Source organism: Cupriavidus sp. KB_39, from assembly GCF_052114485.1.
Lineage (GTDB): Bacteria > Pseudomonadota > Gammaproteobacteria > Burkholderiales > Burkholderiaceae > Cupriavidus.
Genome location: NZ_JBFREV010000001.1, coordinates 151,543 through 166,690 on the forward strand (window position 1 = coordinate 151,543; position 15,148 = coordinate 166,690).

Sequence of the window (15,148 nt, forward strand, 5' to 3'; positions counted from 1 at the left end):
GCACCATGCGGCACCAAGCGGCGGCAGCCCGGATTCATCGAATGCGGGAGCGGTCATGACGCTGCGTAGCCTGTTGTTCATCGCCTCCATCGGACTCGCCTGGGCATCGCCCGCCCCGGCCGCCGGATGCCAGTACGACATGCAGTGCAAAGGGGAACGGATCTGCCAGATGGGGCAGTGCGTCTCCCCCGATGCCGAGGAGGCCGCCGAGCCCGCGCCCAAACCACCCGCCGCGCCCGCCGCCCGCGCCACCCCTGCCCCCGCGCCCGCCGCTGCCCCGCGCCTGTGCTGCACCGTCGCCGGCAAGCTCAAGCTGGCCCCCGGCACCGACAACGGCCTCGCGGCCGGCGAGGCCTGCCAGGGCATGACCAGCTCGGGCAAGCCCGTGCCGGGGTCGATCTGCTAAGGATTGGCGGAGCGACGCGCGGCGGCAACGGCTGGCCCTCGGCGCTCAGYTCGTCGTGGCGGTACAGCTGAAGTTTGCCGCGTCGTTCTGCTGCGCCTGCGTCGGATTGGCCGGCCCCGTGTACTTCGGATAGCTGCCGTAGACGCACACCGGCCGCGTGCGACCGTTGGTCGCCGTGGTGCTGGCGCCCTTGTTGCCGTCCGTCGCCACCAGGCCCGCCGGCGCCGCGCCGTTGACCACCCATCCGTCCAGCGCCGCGAGCCAGTCCACCGTGCTCTGGAACTGCCCGCTGCCGTGCCCAAAGCCCGGAATCAGGTAGAAGCGCGAGAACGTGTCCGCCGTGGCTTGCGTGTAGCGCTGCACGAGCCGCGTGTAGTAGTCGATCGAGTTATACGGCGTGATCGACGAATCGTTGGTGCCGTGGAACATCAGCACCTTGCCGCCCTTGGCGCGGAACGCGTCGAGGTCCACGTAGCTCGCGTCCAGCATGTCGCTGACCTGTGTGATGCGATTCTTCCAGTCGGCCGGATCGAAGCCCTGGATCGAATCGATCGACAGATTCCTGGTGATGATGTACCGCACCGTCGTGTCCGAGATGGTGTACTGGAACGCGTCGCCGCTGGGCGGGGTGCTATAGGCCGGCTTGCTGCCGAAGCCTTGCTCGGTGAACGTCGTGCCGTCCAGGATCGGCCACTTGCCGTAACTGCTGATGCCGCCAGGCAGCGTGAAGCCGAGGTTGAAGCGCGAGTTCAGGTGCGCCACCGTGGCGATCTGCGCGTCGGAGAGGCAGGTGTCCCCGGTGTCGGTGCCGCCGGCGCAGCGCAGCGGGTTGCTGACATCGGTCAGGACGAACTTGCTGGTGAGTGCGGTGCARGCCGCGCCGTTGGGGTTGCTCACGACGCCGTCGGCCACGCCATCCAGCGTGTCGCAGGCATTCATCGCCGCCGTGAACAGCGTCTTCATCTTCGCCGCACTGATCCAGCCGGCACCGCCATTGAGATACAGCGCCTTGGCGAAGTCGTTGCTGGCCACGTGCATCATCGTCACGTTGTAGGCGGGATAGCCGGCCACCACGCCGTCGTAGTCCTCGGGGTAGAACTGCGCCGCAATCAGCGCCTCATGCCCGCCCTGCGAGCCGCCGACGAAGTAGCTGCGTGCAGGGGCAGCGCCATAGCGCGCCTTGACGATGGCCGCCACGGCGTCGTGCGTCTTCTTGATCTGCAGGCGCCCGAAGTTGGCGAGCGCCTCGTCGTTGAGCGCAAATGCGCCACCGCCCGAAGCATCGTGGCCGCTGTCGCTGCCGTACGTGACGTAGCCCTGCCGGATGGCATTGGCCACGCTGGCCGGCTGCGCCGTGAACGCACCGTCGCCGGTGACGACAGTGCCGTCGAGCCCGCCACCGCCCATCTGCAGCGTCTTGCTGTTCCAACTGGTGGGCAGGTTGACCTGGAAGTTGATGTCGGGCGCCGTCACGTCGACGGGGCGGATCGCGCCGAGCACCTTGCAGTACTCGCCATTGACGTTGCCCGCGGCGTCGGCCGCGATCCATTGCGCCGACTGGACCACCGCGCCGCTGGTGCTCAGGCCGATGTCCGGCGCACCAATCCTCATCGTCGCCAAGGCGTTGCACTTCTCGGCGGCGCTGGCGTTGGCGGGTGTACTGGGGACGGTGGTCGTCGTGCTCTGGGAGGGGGTGGCGGCGTCATCGCCGCCACATGCGGCCAGCGACGCCGCGACTGCCGTGGCCAGCGAGAACGCGCCGACCGAGAAAACCTTTCGGGAATACGCCATGCTCAAGTCTCCTTCTCATCTCTTTTTGGACGACAACAGGCCACACCGTGCGCGCGGGGCGCACAGTGCAGTGGAAACCGTGAAGAGGGATGACGGGCCGCGCACGCGTCGTGGGCGACGCGGCGGGCCGGCTAGGTGGCGATCTACCTGGGCGTCGGGCCGCCGGCAGCCTGCCCGGCCCAGTCGGCGCCCTGGCCTGCCCCGCCGCTCACCGAGTAGAGCGCGCCGGGCGCGTTGCGGGTCTTCTGAAAGTCTTCGAGCGATTGCCCGCGCATCGCCGCGTAGATGTGGAGGTTCGAGACCCCGCTGACGGCGCCGAGCTTCTCCAGCAGGAAGAAGATCACGCCGTAGTGGATCATGCCGCGCCAGTCGCGCCGGGTGATGAGGTCGCGCTCCTCGGCGGTGAGATCGGCTTCGTCGAACGTGGCCGCCGGATCGGCCCGGAAACGCTCGCGGAACGCCGGCAGCACCAGCTGGTGCAGGTAGCGGTTGATGCGGTAGGCGCGCACGCTGGTTTCCAGCGAGAACGGGTAGGTGCCTTCCAGCTGCTCGATGCCGCGTAGCTGGTGGCCGATGCGTTCGCGCTGGCGCTCGGCCCGGGCTTCCTGCATCGCGCGGTCGTCGGCGGCATGGTTTTCGTAGACGGCTACGGCGATGCCAGTCATCGACGGCAGGTAGTAGTCGCGATGCTTGCATTCGATGCGGGCCGCCATCGCGCCGCGCATCACCATCCACATCACCACCTCGGCGCTCTCGAAACCGCCCAGGCGCGCGTAGTCGGCATGGGTCAGCTCAAGCAGCGCCTCCGGGTCGGACTCGAACAGGTCCAGGAACTTGTGGTCCCACGCGGTGTTGTTAAAGCCGCAGCGCTCGCCATGCACCTGGTGCGACAGCCCGCCGGTGGCCACCACGGCCACGCGCAGGTCTTCCGGATAGCTCTCCACCGCCCGGCGGATGGCCTGACCAAGCTTGTAGCAGCGGCGCGCGGACGGCGCCGGGGCCTGCAGCACGCCCACCTGCAGCGGAATCACGCTGACCGGCCAGCCGGCCTCCGCGTCGTGCGGCACCATCACGGACAGCGGCGAGAAGCAGCCGTGATCCAGCGCCTTGTGCTGGAAGAACGACATGTCGAACTCGTCCGCCATCAGCGACGCGCCAACGTGCCGCGCCAGCGCCGGATGCCCGCTGACCGGCGGCAGCGCGCGCGGCCCGCCGCCCTCGTCGGCCGGCGACCACGACTCCCCCACGCCCAGCGCGAACGCCGAGTAGTGATCGAAGAAGAACGACGTGACGTGGTCGTTGTAGATGACCAGCAGGACGTCGGGCCTGGCTTCGGCCAGCCACGTGCTCACCGGCGCGTACGCCGCGAAAATGGGCGCCCAGGCGGGGTCCTGTTGCTTGCCTGCATCCAGGGCGAAGCCGATGGTCGGTGTATGGGAGGACGCAATCGCGCCGATGATGGTGGCCATATCAAGCTGTCAGGCAGTCACGGCGCGAGGCTGCGCCTTGGTGGAAACAATGGAGATCGCCGCCATGGTGGCGGGAATCGCCAGGATGGCGATCACCGCGCTGAAGCCCCAGCCCATGGACAGCAGCACGCCGCCCGCCATGGAGCCGGTGATGCTGCCGAAGCGGCCGATACCGAGCATCCAGCTTACGCCGGTTGCCCGCACCGGGGTCGGGTAGCAGGACGGGGCGAAGGCGTTCAGGCCGGTCTGCGCGCCGCTCATGCAGAAGCCGGCCATCAGCACGTAGAACGCGAACATGGCCGAGGTCACAGAGCCGGAGGCCAGCATCAGGATGAACACGGCGCCCAGCACGTAGGCGGTGCCGATCACGCGGCTCGGCGTGATACGGTCCATCAGGAAGCCCACCACCAGCGCGCCAACGGTGCCGCCGAGCTGGAACAGCGCGGTGAGGTTGGCGGCACGGTCGATCGGCAGGCCGGCGTCCTTGATCAGCGTGGGCAGCCAGCCGCTCAGCAGGTAGATCACCAGCAGGCCCATGAAGTAGGTGATCCACAGCGACAGCGTCATGCCACGGAACGCGTTGGAGAGCAGCGTGCGCACCGGCTGCTTGCCCGAGACCTGGACCTCGCTGATGGTGAACGTCGTGTCCGGGGCGATGGTGCTGCCGCAGACACGGCGCAGCGTGCGCGCAATCCGCTCCGGCGACATGTTCTTCACGACCATGAAGCGCGCCGACTCCGGAATCAGCAGCAGGTAGATCGGCAGGCAGGCCAGCGGAATCGCGCCGCCCACCATCAGCACCGTGCGCCAGCCGTAGTGCGGCAGCAGCGCGGCGGCGCCGAAGCCCACCAGCGCCGAGCCGAGGTTGAAGCCCGTGAACATGGTGGCCAGCAGCATGCTGCGCGAGCGCTCCGGCACATACTCGGAGAGCAGCGTGGTGGTGCTCGGCATGGCGGCACCCAGGCCCAGGCCGGTCAGGAAGCGCAGGAAGGACAGCATCGCCACGCTGTCGGCAAAGCCGCTCAGCAGGTTGAAGGTSCCGAACAGCGCGATGGAGCCAATCAGCAGCTTCTTGCGGCCGAAGCGGTCCGACATCGGCCCCACCAGCAGCGCGCCGATGGCCAGGCCGATCGGGGCGGCGCTCATCACCATGCCGAAGGCGGCCTTGGAGATGCCCCACTCCCGGGTGATGTCCGGGGCCAGGAAGCCCATGATGGCCACGTCCATGCCATCGGTGGCCACGATCATGAAGCACAGCACCAGCARCAGCCACTGGTACCCCGACATTTTTCGCTCGTTGATATGGGCCCGGATATCGAGCCGTTGTCTGGTTGTCATGCCGTCTCCTGCAGCAAACCGCTCAGCGGTTCTTGTTATCGAGATGTCTAATCGCCGCGGGCGCGGCCCGCCGTGACGCAGCGGCTCACGGCAACGGCAGTCTACGTTTGGGGCGGCCGGGCAGTATTGCTTTCTGACTTGGGCCGCGTTGCCGTTTGCTTATCGGGACGGGAAAACGGGGGTGTGGGAACCCCTGATGTTGGCGGGCGAGGTGCCAGGGGTGTGCCGGGCGCCTCAGCGCCAGACGGCGCTGGACGCCCGCAGCTGGGCGATCAGCGCGTCGGCGCCAGGCGAGAGCCGCGCCCCCATCCGCGTGGTGATGCCGATGTTCCGGGAGGTGCCCGGCATCGGCAGGTCCAGCACGCGCAGCCAGCCGGCCTCGATCTCGTAGTGCAACTGGAGCGCGGACAGCGCGGTGACCATGTCGCCRCGCAGCAGCAGGCCGCGCACCAGGGCGAGGTCGCCGGTTTCCACCAGCGGCTGCGGCAGGGGGTGGCCGTGGGCGGCGAAGACGTCGTCCAGCGCCTGGCGCGAGGGCGAGCCGCCGCGCGAGACCACCCACGGGTACGGCGCCAGATCGTCGAGCGAAAGCCGCTTGCGGCTGGCCAGCGGATGCGCGGCGCGCGCRATCAGCGAGATGCGATCCTCGAACAGCACTTCCGTGGCCAGCCCCTGCGACGGGTCCGGACGCAGCGCGCCGAGGATGAAATCGATGCGGCCGCTGAGCAGGCCGGCCGTCAACTCCTCATAGGGGCTTTCCAGCGACTGGAAGCGCAGCTTCGGATGCCGCCCGTGGACCTCGGCAATSGMCATCGGCAGCAGTTGGGTCCGCCCCAGCGGCAGCGCGCCGATGGTCACCGCGCCTTCCAGCACGCCCTGCAGCGCCGCCATGTCCGCGCGGATATGGCGCARATCGGCCAGCGCGCGCTCGAAGCGCACCACCCAGCGCGCGCCGTGGTCGGTCGGCACCATGCCGCGCGCCGTGCGCGTGAAGATCTGCTGGCCCAGCGCATCCTCGAGCCGGGCAATCGCCTGGCTCACCGCCGACTGCGACACCCCGATGGCCGCCGCCACGCTGGGCATGTGGTGCACCTCCGCCAGCAGCGCGGCCACCTCCAGGCGCCGTTCATTGTGCAGCGCTTCCAGGCTGGCCACGGGGGCGCCCTGCCGGCCCCGCATGCGCATGGCGTCGTCGCGCACCTCGCGCAGCGCGGCCTCGATATGCTGCGCCCGCACCAGCACGATCTCCCCCGCCCGCGTCAGCAGCATGCCGCGCCCCTTGCGCTCGAACAGCGCCACGCCCAACGCCGATTCCAGCGCGGCCACGGAGCGGGCGATGGCCGACGAGGCCCGGTGCAGCGATTCCGACGAACGGCGCACGCCCCCTGCCGCCGCGACTCCGGCGAAGACGTGGAGGTGATGCAGGCTGACGGTATCGGTGGAGAGCATGGGGGCGGATCGGGGCGGAGGGCTGGGGCGGTTGGCCGGTTGGCRCCCGGCGCGATAAGCAGATTAGAACAGTTGTCATGCGACATCGCAACCAAGCCCGCCGGGTGCGCGCCGATACTCGCTGCACCTTGTCGTACCCGGAAACCCGCCGCCCATGACGCACGCTTTCACCCTGGATTCGGATCTGCGCGCCGTGCCCTGCATGCTGATGCGGGGCGGCACCTCGCGCGGCCCGTTCTTCCTCGCCAGCGACCTGCCGGCCGACATCGCCGCGCGCAACCGCGCCCTGCTGGCCGCCATGGGCAGCCCCGACCCGCGCCAGATCGACGGCCTGGGCGGCGCACATCCGCTGACCAGCAAGGCCGGCATCGTCACGCGCGGCAAGCCCGGCCAGGCCGACCTCGATTTCACGTTCGCCCAGTTGCAGCCGGCCAACGACACCGTGGACACCACGCCGAACTGCGGCAACATGCTCGCGGCGGTGCTCCCGTTCGCGCTGGAGAGCGGCCTGCTGGCCGCCGAAGGCGACGTGACCCGCGCGCGTGTGCTGACGCGCAACACCGGCATGCTGTGCGACATCACCATGCAGACGCCCGGCCGCAGGCCGCGCTATGCCGGCGACGCCCATATCGATGGTGTGCCGGGCACCGCCGCGCCCATCGTGATCGACTTCCTCGACACGGCCGGCTCGGTGTGCAGCGCGCTGCTGCCCACCGGCAACGCCATCGACACCCTCGCCATCCGCGACCCGCAGACCGGCGAGCCGCTTCGCGTGGCCGCCACGCTGATCGACAACGGCATGCCGATGGTGCTGCTGCGCGCCGCCGATCTCCAGCGCACCGCCTACGAGTCCGTTGCCGAACTGAACGCCGACAGCGCGCTCAAGGCGGTGATCGAGGCGCTGCGGCTGGTGGCCGGCGAGAGGATGGGCCTGGGGGACGTGTCGGCCAAGAGCTATCCGAAGATGTGCCTGATCGCGCCACCGCGCGACGCCGCCGCGAGCATCGCCACGCGCTGCTTTATCCCCCGCGTCTGCCACGAGGCGATTGGCGTGCTGGCCGCGATCACTGTCGGCACCGCCTGCGTGCTGCCGGGCACCGTCGCGGCGGGCGTAGCCGTGCTGCGCGGCGCCGGGCCGGTCCACACCATCAGCGTGGCGCACCCGACCGGCGAATTCACCGTAGAACTCGAGACCGACCCGGCACGCCCGGGGTCGATCGTCAGAAGCGCGCTGGTGCGTACCGCGCGTCCCATCATGCGCGGCGAGGTGCTGATTCCCGCCAGCGCGTGGCCCCTCCCCTGACTGGATTTYGGACTGGACCTGTAACGCATGATCATCGACTGCCACGGCCATTTCACCACGGCACCCAAAGCCCTCGAAGCCTGGCGCCAGCGCCAGATCGCCAGCCTGACCGCGCCGGCGCTGGCGCCTTCGCCGGACGCCCTGCACATCAGCGACGACGAACTGGCCGAGGCCATCGCCCAGAACCAGCTGCGGCTGATGCGCGAGCGCGGCTTGGACCTGACGATCTTCTCCCCGCGCGCCTCGTTCATGGCGCACCACATCGGCACCTTCGAGACCAGCGCCACCTGGGCGGCCATCTGCAACACGCTCTGTTACCGGGTCAGCCAGCTGTTTCCCGATCACTTCGTCGGCGCGGCCATGCTGCCGCAGTCGCCGGGCGTGGACATCGCCACCTGCATTCCCGAGCTGGAACGCTGCGTGCGCGACTACAACTTCGTCGGCGTGAACCTGAACCCGGATCCCTCGGGCGGCCACTGGACCTCGCCGCCGCTGTCGGACCCGTACTGGTTCCCGATCTACGAGAAGCTGGTCGAGTACGACCTGCCGGCGATGATCCACGTCAGCACGAGCTGCAACGCCTGCTTCCACACCACCGGCGCGCACTACCTCAACGCCGACACCACGGCCTTCATGCAGGTGCTGACCAGCGACCTGTTCCGGCGCTTCCCGACCCTGAAGTTCGTGATTCCGCACGGCGGCGGCGCGGTGCCCTACCACTGGGGGCGCTTCCGGGGGCTGGCGCAGGAGATGAAGCTGCCACCGCTGCGCGAGCACCTGCTCAACAACGTGTTCTTCGATACCTGCGTCTACCACCAGCCCGGCATCGACCTGCTGACGCGGGTGATGCCGGTCGAGAACGTGCTGTTTGCCTCCGAGATGATCGGCGCCGTGCGCGGCATCGATCCGGAGACCGGCCACTACTACGACGACACGCGCCGCTACATCGACCAGGCCGCGCTGACCGACGCCGAGCGCCAGCTGATCTACGAAGGCAACGCGCGGCGGGTCTACGGGCGGCTGGATGCCCAACTCAAGGCCAAAGAGCAGGCCAGGGAGCAGCGCACGGCCAGCTAGAACGATCTTTCACACGAGCCTTAAAAAAAACATAAGGAGGAGAAGCATGAAACTGGGAAAACTGGGAAAACGAAGAACGGCGGCAGCGGCGCTTGCGCTGGCGGCCGGCGTGCCGGCGGTGACGAGTGCACAATCCGTCACCTTGTACGGGGTGGTCGACACCGGGGTCGAGTACRTCAACCACGTCGGCGCGGCCGGCAACTCCGTCGTCAAGATGGCCAACCTGAGCGGCACGGTGCCGTCCCGCTGGGGCCTGCGCGGCACGGAGGACCTCGGCAGCGGCATGAAGGCCAACTTCGTGCTGGAGTCCGGCTTCGCGCCGGACAGCGGCACCTCCAACCAGGGCGGCCGCCTGTTCGGCCGGCAGGCGTGGGTGGGTCTCTCCAGCAACTGGGGGCAGGTCAGCTTCGGCCGCCAGTACACCATGCTGTTCTGGGCCACGCTGGACTCGGACATCCTCGGGCCGAACGCCTACGGCTCCAGCTCGCTCGACAACTATCTCCCCAATACGCGCGCCGATAATACGATCGCCTACAAGGGCAAGTTCGGCGGCTTCACGGTGGGCGCCACCTACAGTTTCGGGCGCGATACGGTGAACGCCGGCCCGAGCCCCTCCGGCGCCAACTGCGCCGGCGAGAACGCGGCGGACAGCAAGGCGTGCCGCGAATGGTCGGCGCTGCTGATGTACGAGACCAACTGGTGGTCGGTGCACGCCGCATACGATTCCCTGCGCGGCGGCCCCGGCGCCTTTGCCGGGCTGACCTCGAGCGGMCTCAAGGACGACCGCCTCTCGCTGGGCGGCTACATGCTGGTCGGCAAGGCCAAGGCCGGCCTCGGCTGGATCGGCCGCCGCAACGAGGCGCTGGCCGCCCCGCGCAGCAACCTGTTCTACGCGGGCGTGGCGTACGACATCGCACCGGCCGTCACGCTGGCGGCGGAGGGCTACTATCTCCAGTACCGCCACAGCAACGACAAGGCCTGGCTGGGCGCGCTGCGCGCCAGYTACGCGTTCTCCAAGCGCACGTCCGTCTATGCCACGGGCGGCTATATCGACAATCATGGTTCGCTGTCGCTGTCCGTCGACAGCGCGTCYACCGGGGCCAACCCGGTGGCGGGCGGCAACCAGCTCGGGGCAATGGTGGGGGTCAAGCACACATTCTGATGTGCAAGAGCGGTAGCAAATAGCAGCCACAGTGGTAGCGGCATGCGGGCCCCGCCCCCTTGGGCGGGGTTCCGTAGCCTGGTCCCGGCCAAAGTGCAGTAAAAAGCCAATGAATACTTTGGCGGGCCGATGTGACTGTTTTCGCGGAGGGTGACGCACTGGTTGTACCTGCCGGATCGCTGGTCTAGACTGCACTCGGCGGCCTGTCAGGAGACCAACGATGCTGCCTACGCCCCTCTCGGAACGGATGCTCTCCCGCGGCATGCTCGACGTGCTGATACGGGCCGGCCTGATCGCCGTGCTCTCGGTGTTCTGCTTCCGGATCTTCTACCCCTTCCTCGACCTCGTCCTGTGGTCGGTCATCCTCGCCATCACGATCTATCCGCTACACGTCCGGCTACGCGCCCGCATGGGCAACCGCAGCGGCCGTGCGGCCACGCTCATCGTCCTGCTCTCGCTGGCGTTGATCATGGTGCCGGCCTACCTGCTCGGGATCGCGCTGCTCCAGTCAGCGGAGGAGGCCATGAACGCCGTGCGCGGCGGCAACATGCGCATTCCGCAGCCGCCGGACTTCGTGGCCGGCTGGCCGCTGATCGGTCAGCGCCTGCACGATGTCTGGATGCAGGCCGCCACCGACATGACCAGCCTGGTGCAGAAGTTCCTGCCCGAGTTGCGCGACACGAGCCTGCTGCTGCTGGGCAAGCTGGCCGGGCTGGGTGTGGCCATGCTGGTGTTCATCTTCGCGCTGATCATTGCCGGCGTGATCATGGCCTATGGCGAGACAGGACACCGCAGCTCGGAGCAGATCGCCTCGCGCATCTTCGGGCTGGACCGTGGGCCGCGCATCGCCGCGCTGTGCACCGCCACCATCCGCGCCGTGGCGCAGGGCGTGGTGGGCATCGCCTTCATCCAGATGCTGCTGATCGGCATCGGCTTCATCATGAAGGGCGTGCCGGGCGCCGGGGTGCTGGCGCTGGTGGTGCTGCTCCTGGGCATCATGCAGTTGCCGGCCACGCTGATCACCCTGCCCGTGATCGCCTACGTGCTCTACAAGGAAGGGCCGAACGTGGCGACCATTACCTTCGCGATCTACGAGTTCATTGCCGGGCTGGCCGACAACGTGCTCAAGCCACTGATGCTCGGGCGTGGCGTGGATGTGCCGATGCCCGTGGTGCTGATCGGCGCCTTGGGCGGCATGGTCACCGGAGGCGTCATCGGCCTGTTCATCGGCCCCGTGATGCTGTCCGTAGGCTATCGGCTGTTCTGGCTGTGGGTAGAAGAGCCGCCCGTGGCCAGCGAGCCCGTGGCCATCGAGGTGGTGTCCGGCGCGCCCCTGCCCGGCGCACCTGGCACACCCACCGTTGCCCCCGTAGAGATCCCGCGGGCCTGACGCGGACGTGCGCGTCCATGCCCGGCCCGCTCCGCACAAGGCATCTGGTGCTGCTTGGCGTCTGTTGCCTGCACGGCTGCGCGCGGCTGGGCCCCGACATGACGCCGCAGCGCGAGGACTGGACCGCGACTTGGCGCAGCGAGGCCATCGACACGGTCACGGAAACCGGCGCGCAGCCTGACCTCCGCGAGTGGTGGCAGGTCTTTGCCGACCCGGCGCTCGAACGGCTTATGGCCGAGGCCGATGCCCACAATGCCGGGCTTCAGATCGCCGGCCTGCGCGTGCTGGAGGCGCGCGCCCAGCTTGGCATCGCGCAGGCTGGCCGCTTTCCGCAGGTGCAGCAGGTGGGCGCCGACGTGCTGTACACGGACCGCCGCCAGTCCGGCGGCCGAAATCCCGCCAACAGCCGCTTCTGGCAGTACAGCGCCAACTTCGATATCGGCTGGGAACTGGACTTCTGGGGACGCTTCGCGCGCGCCATCGAGTCCGCCGATGCCGCCTACTTCGCCGCGCAGGCCAATCGTGACGATGTGCTGGTCCTGCTCCACGCGCAGATGGCCGAGACCTACTACGCGCTGCGCACGGCCGAAGCGCGCCTGCGCATCGCGCGGGACAACGCGGCGCTGCAGCATCGCAGCTTCGARATCACCGAGAAGCTGTTCCGCAGCGGCCAGACCGACGAACTGGACCTGCAGCAGGCGCGCACCCAGTACCTCGGCACCCTGAGCACCATCCCCGAATTCGAAGGCCAGATCCTGCGCACGCGCAACGCGCTGGCCGTGCTGATCGGCCGCCCGCCCGGCAYGCTGCCGAACCTGCCGGAGCTGGCCGCGCACGAGGGCGAGCTGCCGCTGATCGGCCGCGCCGTGCTGCAGGACGTGCCCGCCAACCTGCTGCTGCGCCGGCCCGACGTGCGCGCCGCCGAATGGCAGATCGCCGCGCAGTCGGCGCTGATTGGCGTGGCGCTGGCGGACCTCTATCCGTCGCTGACGCTGATCGGCAGCATCGGCTGGTCCGCCAGCACGCTCGGCGGCACGCCCAACAACTTCACGCTGCTGGGTGGGCCGAGCCTGCGCTGGAACGTATTCGACTACGGACGCATCCGCAACAACGTGCGGATGCAGGACGCGCGGCTCCAGCAACTGATCGTGGCCTACCAGGAGAGCGTGCGGCAGGCCGCGCGCGAGGCCGACGACGCGGCGAGCGGGCTGATCAAGGCGTTCGAGCGGGACGTGATCCTGCGCGATGCGGCCATTTCGGCGCGGCGCTCGCTGACGCTGGCCAATGCGCTGTACCGCGAGGGCTATTCCGATTTCCAGCGCGTGCTCGACGCGCAGCGCGCGCTGTCGGCCCAGCAGGACACCTATCTGGTCAACCGCGGCAGCGCCGTGTCGAACCTGATCGCGCTGTACAAGGCGCTCGGCGGCGGCTGGCACACGGACCAGATGCTCGTGGACGCCGCCACGCGCACCCAGATGCAGCAGCGCACCGACTGGGGCGTGCTGCTCGACGAACCGCGCCGCGTACCCACCGGTGCCGCCCCATGACAGACACCACGCAGGCCCCACCCCCGCCGACCTCGCCAACCGCTCCGCCTCCGCCCGCCGATCCGGCGCGCAAGGGCATCCGCTGGGTCGTCGTGCTGATCGTGATCAGCCTGGTCTGGTACCTGCTCGCCGACCGGCTCACTCCCTACACCCAGCAGGCGCGGATCCAGGCGTTCATCGTGCCGGTGGCCTCGGAGGTGTCCGGCCGCGTCACGCGCGTGCATGTGCGCAACAACCAGGACGTGCAGGCCGGCGCCATGCTGTTCGAGGTGGACCCGGGGCAATATCGGATTGCCGTGGACCGCGCCCGTGCGGACCTGGAGGCCACGCGCCGGCAGATCGGGGCCAGCACGGCCGGCATCGAATCGGCGCGCGCCTCGCTGCGCGCCGCGCAGGCGCTGGAGGTCAAGGCGCGGCAGGACAGCGACCGGCTCGAACGGCTCTATCGGGAGGACGCCGGCACCATCTCGCTGCGCCGGCTCGAAATCGCCCGTGCCGATCTGGAACAGGCCACCAGCAAGGTGGCGGCGTCCCGCGCCGAGGTGCAGCGCGCCATCGAGCAGGAAGGCGGCAGCGCGGAAGACAACGCCAAGCTGCGCAGCGCGGCGGGCGCGGTGGAGAAGGCCGAACTCGACCTGTCGAACACCCAGGTGCGCGCGCGTTCCGCCGGGCTGGTGACGGACCTGCGCACCGATACCGGCCAGTTCGCCGCCGCCGGCAACCCGGTGATGACGCTGATCACGATCCACGACATCTGGGTCACGGCCGAGATGACCGAGAACAACCTCGGCCATGTGCAGCCCGGCACGCCGGTGTCGGTGGTGCTCGACGCCCTGCCGGGGCGCATCTTCGAAGGCCGCGTGCGCAGCGTCGGCTATGGCGTCAGTGTCGGGCAGCCCGCCCCGCCCGGCACCCTGCCCACGGTGCAGAACAGCCGCGACTGGCTGCGTCCGGCGCAGCGCTTCCCGGTGGTCATCGAACTGGATACGGCGGAGCTGCGTGGACTGACCGGCATCCGCATCGGCGGCCAGGCCGAAGTCATGGCCTTCCCCACGCAGGGCAATCCGCTCAATCCGCTGGGCCGCGCGTTCCTCTACGTGATGAGCTGGCTGTCCTACATCTATTGATCGCCCACGCGCCGCCATGCCTCTCGCCCGCCCACCCCGGCAGCAACGTCCCATCCGGCTGGCGTTCGGCACGGCGCTGTGCATGGCGATCAGCTTCGGGCTGGCGCTGCCCGTGCCGATGCTCGCGCCCGTGCTGTGCGCCTTCCTGCTGGCGATGGTCAACCAGCCGCTGTCCTGGAAGGCCGGCGTGGCGCTGACGCTACTGGTCATGCTGACCACCGGCGTGGGCCTGCTGCTGATTCCCCTGTTGCAGTACGCGCCGTTCAGCGGCGTGCTGGTGGTCGCGCTGGGGCTGTTCGTCACCTTCCGCTATGGCCTGCGCGGCGGGAGCAACCTCGTGGGGACCTTCCTCGCCGTCGGCCTCACCTTGATTCCCTCCGCCGGCGTATTCGAGTTCAGCCTGGCGCTGGAGGTGGTCAGCGCGCTGGCCAAGGGCATGCTGATGGCGGTGGCGGTGCTGGCGCTCTGCCACTGGCTGTTTCCGGAGGCCGGCGGCGCGGCGGCGCCCAAGCCCGCTGCGCTGCCCGAACTACAGGCCACGTGGATTGCCCTGCGCGCCGCGCTGGTGGTGATGCCCGCGTTCCTGCTGGCGCTGACCGACCCGTCTGGCTATACCCCGGTGTTGATGAAGGCCGTGAGCCTGGGCCGGCAGACCTGCACGACCACCGCGCGCGACGCCGGGCGCGAACTGCTCGGCTCCACGCTGCTCGGCGGCGTGCTGGCCATCCTGTTCTGGTGCGCGCTGAGCCTGTTCGTGCACCTGTGGATGCTCTTCCTGTGGATGCTGCTGTTYGCGCTGCTGCTGGCGCGCAAGCTCTACCGGCTCAGCCCCACGCGGCTGACGCCCGGGTTCTGGCTCAACACCCTCGTGACGCTGATCATCCTGCTGGGCCAGTCGATCCAGGACAGCGCCGCCGGCAAGGACGTCTACACGGCCTTTGCCGTGCGGATGGCGCTGTTCATCGGCATCACGCTGTATGCGTGGGGGATGGTTTACTGGCTCGAACGCAGCCGCTGGGCGCAGGCCGAGGCGCACCCCTCCGCCACGCCGCCACCCGGGTAAACACGGGCGATCTGGCACCCCGGACT

Annotated in this window: 12 protein-coding genes; 8 read left to right on the top strand and 4 right to left on the bottom strand. The window is 69.0% G+C overall.

Annotated elements, in window-relative coordinates; translation table 11 throughout:
* The first annotated feature begins 55 nt into the window (after nucleotides 1-55).
* Nucleotides 56-406, top strand: a complete 351-nt coding sequence (locus AB4Z27_RS00670) for a hypothetical protein (RefSeq protein WP_092294614.1) — start codon at nucleotides 56-58, stop codon at nucleotides 404-406.
* A 45-nt stretch (nucleotides 407-451) separates the two neighbouring features.
* On the opposite strand, the gene AB4Z27_RS00675 is transcribed toward AB4Z27_RS00670, so the two are convergent.
* The 4 genes from AB4Z27_RS00675 to AB4Z27_RS00690 form a co-directional block, all read right to left on the bottom strand.
* On the bottom strand, nucleotides 452-2,197 hold the full coding sequence (locus AB4Z27_RS00675; protein ID WP_441643756.1) for a tannase/feruloyl esterase family alpha/beta hydrolase: 1,746 nt from the start codon (nucleotides 2,195-2,197) through the stop codon (nucleotides 452-454).
* 143 nt (nucleotides 2,198-2,340) lie between these two features.
* Nucleotides 2,341-3,666 carry a gallate dioxygenase gene (locus AB4Z27_RS00680; protein WP_092294610.1) on the bottom strand — a complete coding sequence of 442 codons (1,326 nt, stop codon included), beginning with the start codon at nucleotides 3,664-3,666 and terminating at the stop codon, nucleotides 2,341-2,343.
* Nucleotides 3,667-3,675: 9 nt separating this feature from the next.
* Nucleotides 3,676-5,004: an MFS transporter gene (locus tag AB4Z27_RS00685; RefSeq protein WP_092294609.1), complete on the bottom strand. Its 1,329-nt coding sequence runs from the start codon at nucleotides 5,002-5,004 to the stop codon at nucleotides 3,676-3,678.
* Between the two features lie 234 nt (nucleotides 5,005-5,238).
* Nucleotides 5,239-6,453, bottom strand: a complete 1,215-nt coding sequence (locus AB4Z27_RS00690; protein WP_441643757.1) for a LysR family transcriptional regulator — start codon at nucleotides 6,451-6,453, stop codon at nucleotides 5,239-5,241.
* A gap of 154 nt (nucleotides 6,454-6,607) precedes the next feature.
* Between AB4Z27_RS00690 and AB4Z27_RS00695 the strand changes: the two genes are divergently transcribed.
* The 7 genes from AB4Z27_RS00695 to AB4Z27_RS00725 all read left to right on the top strand — a co-directional run bounded on the left by AB4Z27_RS00695 (nucleotide 6,608) and on the right by AB4Z27_RS00725 (nucleotide 15,122).
* The gene (locus AB4Z27_RS00695; protein WP_441643758.1) at nucleotides 6,608-7,756 is read left to right on the top strand and encodes a 4-oxalomesaconate tautomerase; all 1,149 of its coding nucleotides are present in this window, start codon (nucleotides 6,608-6,610) and stop codon (nucleotides 7,754-7,756) included.
* A 27-nt stretch (nucleotides 7,757-7,783) separates the two neighbouring features.
* Nucleotides 7,784-8,833 (top strand): amidohydrolase family protein, encoded by a 1,050-nt coding sequence (locus AB4Z27_RS00700; protein WP_092294604.1) that lies wholly within the window; start codon nucleotides 7,784-7,786, stop codon nucleotides 8,831-8,833.
* 46 nt (nucleotides 8,834-8,879) lie between these two features.
* Nucleotides 8,880-9,995 (top strand): porin, encoded by a 1,116-nt coding sequence (locus tag AB4Z27_RS00705; RefSeq protein ID WP_441643759.1) that lies wholly within the window; start codon nucleotides 8,880-8,882, stop codon nucleotides 9,993-9,995.
* A gap of 220 nt (nucleotides 9,996-10,215) precedes the next feature.
* Nucleotides 10,216-11,385 carry an AI-2E family transporter gene (locus AB4Z27_RS00710; RefSeq protein WP_092294600.1) on the top strand — a complete coding sequence of 390 codons (1,170 nt, stop codon included), beginning with the start codon at nucleotides 10,216-10,218 and terminating at the stop codon, nucleotides 11,383-11,385.
* Between the two features lie 17 nt (nucleotides 11,386-11,402).
* On the top strand, nucleotides 11,403-12,932 hold the full coding sequence (locus AB4Z27_RS00715; protein WP_441643760.1) for an efflux transporter outer membrane subunit: 1,530 nt from the start codon (nucleotides 11,403-11,405) through the stop codon (nucleotides 12,930-12,932).
* Entirely contained in the window at nucleotides 12,929-14,059 is a 1,131-nt protein-coding gene (locus AB4Z27_RS00720; RefSeq protein WP_092294596.1) for an HlyD family secretion protein, read from the top strand. Before AB4Z27_RS00715 ends, AB4Z27_RS00720 begins: the two co-directional genes overlap by 4 nt.
* 16 nt (nucleotides 14,060-14,075) lie before the next feature.
* Nucleotides 14,076-15,122: a DUF2955 domain-containing protein gene (locus AB4Z27_RS00725; protein ID WP_092294595.1), complete on the top strand. Its 1,047-nt coding sequence runs from the start codon at nucleotides 14,076-14,078 to the stop codon at nucleotides 15,120-15,122.
* Nucleotides 15,123-15,148 lie beyond the last annotated feature (26 nt).